The 3,688-nt window shown below is 70.7% G+C and carries 6 protein-coding genes; 3 read left to right on the top strand and 3 right to left on the bottom strand.

Annotation, left to right across the window (positions count from 1 at the left end; translation table 11 throughout):
* Both LOY02_RS18490 and LOY02_RS18485 read left to right on the top strand, forming a co-directional pair.
* Positions 1-475, top strand: a 475-nt coding sequence (locus LOY02_RS18490; RefSeq protein WP_317183836.1) for an OsmC family protein, incomplete at its 5' end; no start/stop codon positions are given.
* The gene (locus tag LOY02_RS18485; RefSeq protein WP_317183835.1) at positions 472-747 is read left to right on the top strand and encodes a hypothetical protein; all 276 of its coding nucleotides are present in this window, start codon (positions 472-474) and stop codon (positions 745-747) included. The genes LOY02_RS18490 and LOY02_RS18485, both read left to right, overlap by 4 nt.
* Positions 748-806: 59 nt before the next feature.
* Here the strand turns inward: LOY02_RS18485 and LOY02_RS18480 are convergent, their stop codons facing one another.
* The 3 genes from LOY02_RS18480 to tdh are packed head-to-tail and all read right to left on the bottom strand — an operon-like array spanning position 807 to position 2,869.
* Positions 807-1,184 (bottom strand): YrdB family protein, encoded by a 378-nt coding sequence (locus LOY02_RS18480; protein WP_317183834.1) that lies wholly within the window; start codon positions 1,182-1,184, stop codon positions 807-809.
* Positions 1,181-1,828: an alpha/beta hydrolase gene (locus LOY02_RS18475; protein WP_317183833.1), complete on the bottom strand. Its 648-nt coding sequence runs from the start codon at positions 1,826-1,828 to the stop codon at positions 1,181-1,183. The genes LOY02_RS18480 and LOY02_RS18475 overlap by 4 nt, the downstream gene beginning before the upstream one ends.
* A 3-nt stretch (positions 1,829-1,831) precedes the next feature.
* Entirely contained in the window at positions 1,832-2,869 is a 1,038-nt protein-coding gene (tdh, locus tag LOY02_RS18470) for an L-threonine 3-dehydrogenase (RefSeq protein WP_317183832.1), read from the bottom strand.
* Between the two features lie 148 nt (positions 2,870-3,017).
* On the opposite strand from tdh, the gene LOY02_RS18465 reads away from it, so the two are divergent.
* The gene (locus LOY02_RS18465) at positions 3,018-3,446 is read left to right on the top strand and encodes a VOC family protein (RefSeq protein WP_317183831.1); all 429 of its coding nucleotides are present in this window, start codon (positions 3,018-3,020) and stop codon (positions 3,444-3,446) included.
* Positions 3,447-3,688 lie beyond the last annotated feature (242 nt).

Below are 3,688 nucleotides of genomic sequence, written 5' to 3'. Positions count from 1 at the left end.
GGCGGGCTTCATCGACAACCCCGACTCCGGCAAGGTGGCCCCCAAGGCCATCGCCGCCCTGGCCAACGGGCGGGCCCGCGTGTCGTCCGGTCCGTTCAACTGGGACGTCGACCTCCCGCCCGTCGTCGGCGGCGGCAACCAGGCCCCCAGCCCGACCGCCTACCTGCTCGGGGCGCTCGCGGCGTGCGCCGTCGCGTTCGTCAACGACACCCTGGCACCGGAGTTCGACGTCGTCCTCGACGACCTCAGCGCCGAGGCGCGGTGCACCACGGACATCGCCGGCCTCGTCGGCGTCGACGGGGTCGACCCCCGACTCCTCACGATCGGCATGGACGTGACCATCACCTCGTCCAGCCCGGACGCGAACATCGAGGCCCTCAAGACCGCGTGGCTCGCACGGTGCCCGATCTACCTCGCCCTCTCCGAGCCGAACGACGTCGACGTGACCTTCCACGTGGAGCGGAGCGCATCATGACCCGCCGGACCATCACCGCCCTGCTCACCGGCATCGCCATCACCGTCGCCGCAGGCGGTCCGGCCGGTGCGCACGGCCAGGTCGTGCAGCCGCCGGCCCACGAGGAGCCGGTCGTGTCAGGACCCATCAGCAAGGCCTGGGCGCAGGCGCACTGCAACGCGGCGTCGCCCGGGATCGTCTCAGACGCCTCGAACGGGGTTGTTGCCTTCCCCCCTGGCGCCGCCCTCCCCTGCCCCGACATCGCCAACCCGGGCGGCCAGGTGCATCCCTGACCGGCGCACACGAACCAACCTCGGACGGCGCTCCCACGAGGAGCGCCGTCCAGTTGCCATCACCCGTGGCGGGCGAAGGGCCCGACGTAGAGGAGCAGGAGGTTCAGCACCACCACCGCCGCGAAGGCCACGGCCCAGGCCAGGGGCAGGATCGTGAAGCCGGCTGCCACGGCGGCGCCGAGCACGACGACCTTGACGAGGAGCGTCACCCAGGGGATCCGGAACCGGGCCCGCGGCGCCGCGAACATCCCCCAAGCGGTAGCCGCGAGCAGGACGAGACCGATCGCGAGGCCGACCTTGGCCCAAGCCGGTCCACCCGCCCGGTAGCCCCAGGTCCCGATGAGGACGAAGGCGACCAGCTCGACGAGGAACGCAACGAGGTCGTTGGCGTTGACCTGGTACCCGGCGAGCTGGTCGGGACGGGTCTGGCCAGTCATGACTCCGCCTCCAGGAACGCCCGCGTCACCTCGGCGAGCGCGCGGGGTTGGTCGACGTTGAGCAGGGAGCCACCCCCCTCGACGGTCTCGAGCCGGGCGCCCGGGACGGCGCTGAGGACCTGGCGGGCCGCCACGATGCCCGCCCGGTCACGGCTGCCGGCGACGACGAGGGTGGGGGCCGCGATCCGCCCGAGCGCGTCGACGCCGTCGAAGGCGCGAAGGGCATCGAAGACGGCAAGCATCCGTGGGCGTGACACCCCGAGGTCGACGAGCCGGCTCTCCGGCATGAGCCGCAGGGCGAGCTTCTGCATGCGCAGCGCCCCGGCGGAGGGGCGAACGATCGGCCCGGCCAGGACGAGCCGCCCCACGAGGTCAGGTCGCTCGACGGCCAGGTGCATCGCAACCGATGCCCCGACCGAGACGCCGAGGACATCGGCCTGCGGGATCCCCTGCAGCTCGAGCTCGTCGACCAGGCCTGCCGCAGCTGTGCCGAGGTCGAAGCCGACCGGGTCCTTCGGTCGCAGGCCGGCCATCCACGGCGCGTGCATGGGCCGGCTCGCCCCCATCGCGGAGACGAAATCCTGCCAGACGATGGGTGACTGGCCCAGTCCGTGCAGCAGCACGAGCGGCCGGGGATCTGCCATGGCTCAGCTCCAATCGAGGACGACCTTCCCGCACTGTCCGGAGCGTGCGGTGTCGAAGGCCTGCTCCCACTGCTCGGCGGGGAAGCGGTGCGTGATCACCTGAGTGACGGCGGCGCGGAAGGTCTCCGAGGTCGCGATCATCTGGGACATGGCGTACCAGGTGTCGAACATCTCCCGGCCATAGATGCCCTTGAGCGTGAGCATGTGGGTGATGACCTTCCCCCAGTCGAGCTCGTAGGGCTCGTGGGGCAGGCCGAGCAGGGCGATCCGGCCGCCGTGGTTCATGTTCGTGATGAGGTCGCTCACCGCGGGCGCCGCACCGGACATCTCCAGGGCGATGTCGAAGCCCTCCTTCATCCCCAGCCGGTGCTGCGCGTCGGCGAGGCTCTCCCGCGTGACGTTGATCGTGAGGTCGGCGCCGGCGGCCTCCGCGAGGCGCAGCCGGTAGTCGCTCGTGTCCGACACGACGACGTAGCGAGCCCCCGCGTGGCGGGCGATGGCCGCGGCCATGACGCCGATCGGTCCGGCCCCCGTGATGACGACGTCCTCGCCGACCATCGGCCACTGGAGCGCCGTGTGCGTCGCGTTGCCGAGCGGGTCGAAGGCGGCAGCGAGGTCGGGGTCGAGCTCGGGCGGCTGCACCCAGACGTTGCTCGCCGGGATGACGACGTAGTCGGCGAAGGCGCCGTCGCGGTTGACGCCGACGCCCTTGGTGCGGATGCACAGGTGGCGTCGGCCCGCCCTGCAGTTGCGGCACACCCCGCAGACGATGTGGCCTTCGCCTGAGGCACGGTCGCCGACGGAGACGTGGTCGACGTCCTCGCCGATCTCGACGACCTCGCCGTAGAACTCGTGCCCGATGACGAGGGGCGTCTGCACCGTCGCGGCGGCCCAGTCGTCCCACTCCTGCAGGTGCAGGTCGGTGCCGCACAGACCAGCGCGCAGGACGCGGATCTTCACGTCGCCCGGGCCGCACTCCGGCTCGGGGCGGTCGACGAGCTCGAGGCCGGGTCCGGGGGTCAGCTTCGTGAGAGCACGCACGAGGAGCAGTGTGCCATCCGCGAGGCGTCCCTTCCCGCGGGCCGAGCCGCCCCACTGGCTGCACATTGATCAGATGTGGAGAAGCCACCGTGCCCAACGGCTTCCTACGCTCGAGTCATCACCTTCGGAAACGGCACAGGAGGAAGCTGTGATCACCAGGCTGAACGTCGCCTCGATCTACGTCCTGGACAAGGACGAGGCACTCGACTTCTACGTCAACACGCTTGGGCTCGAGAAGGGCAACGACGTGCGACAGGGCGACTATCGCTGGCTCACCGTGCGGGTTCCCGGCGACGACCCCACCGAGATCTCACTGGAACAGCCCGGTCCGCCGCTGCACGACGAAGCGACCGCCGAACGTCTGCGCGAGCTCATCGGCAAGGGGGCACTCAGCGGCCTCGTCTTCATCACCGACGACGCCCATGCGCTCTACGGCGAGCTCCGCGAGCGCGGCGTCACAGACTTCACGCAGGAGCCCACTGAGCACTTCTACGGCACCGACATGGGCCTTCGCGATCCCTTCGGAAACCACATCCGGATCCTGCAACAGGGCGAGGTCGCGGCACAGACGACCTGAACCGGCACCACGCCACCGCACCCTCCCGAAGCGGCCGAGGCGGGCAGCGTCACGACCTCGCCCGATAATGGCCGGGTGAACGGGAACCACGAAGGTGACCACGTCGGAGCAGCCCTCGAACGCCTTCGCGAGCTGGGCGAGCGAATCACCCCAGCCAGGCGGGCCGTGCTGCGTGTCGTCGACGCCGCGGACCTCGCCGACGAGCACCTCTCGGCCGAGCAGATCGGCGAGCGGGTCGCCGT

This window comes from Intrasporangium sp., assembly GCF_032907665.1.
Lineage (GTDB): Bacteria > Actinomycetota > Actinomycetes > Actinomycetales > Dermatophilaceae > Intrasporangium.
This window is presented reverse-complemented; position numbering and strand designations above follow the sequence as displayed.